Annotated in this window: 1 protein-coding gene; it reads right to left on the bottom strand. The window is 43.3% G+C overall.

What is annotated here, in order from left to right:
• Positions 1–402: aldehyde dehydrogenase family protein (locus AC1DJR_RS33780; RefSeq protein ID WP_477004649.1), on the bottom strand; the 402-nt coding region annotated here is incomplete at both ends.

The following is a 402-nucleotide window of genomic DNA, read 5'->3' as shown; positions in this document are numbered from 1 at the left end:
AAACGCACCTTTTATCGCAATAGTTACTGCCTTTTCAATGTCAGCATCTTTTAATACAACTAACGGATTTTTCCCGCCCATCTCTAATTGCACTTTTTTCCGCGTTTCAACGGCTGCTTTCTGAATGATATTTCCAACTTGATTAGAGCCAGTAAAGGATACCGCTTTTATATCAGGGTTTCCCGTTAATTCTGCTCCAACTTCAGATCCTTTGCCGAACACACAATTTATAACGCCCGCTGGAATGCCTGCCTCATGAAAAGCATTCACAAGATGATACACCGATTTTGGCGTAACTTCAGCTGGCTTAATGACAATCGTATTTCCGTAAATAAGTGCCGGCGCCATTTTCCAGGCCGGGATCGCAATTGGAAAGTTCCACGGCGTAATTAATCCGACTGG

The sequence above is a fragment of the Bacillus sp. 05T31 genome, from assembly GCF_056396725.1.
The sequence above is the reverse complement of the archived record's forward strand: the minus strand, read 5'-3'. Positions and strand labels throughout refer to the sequence as shown.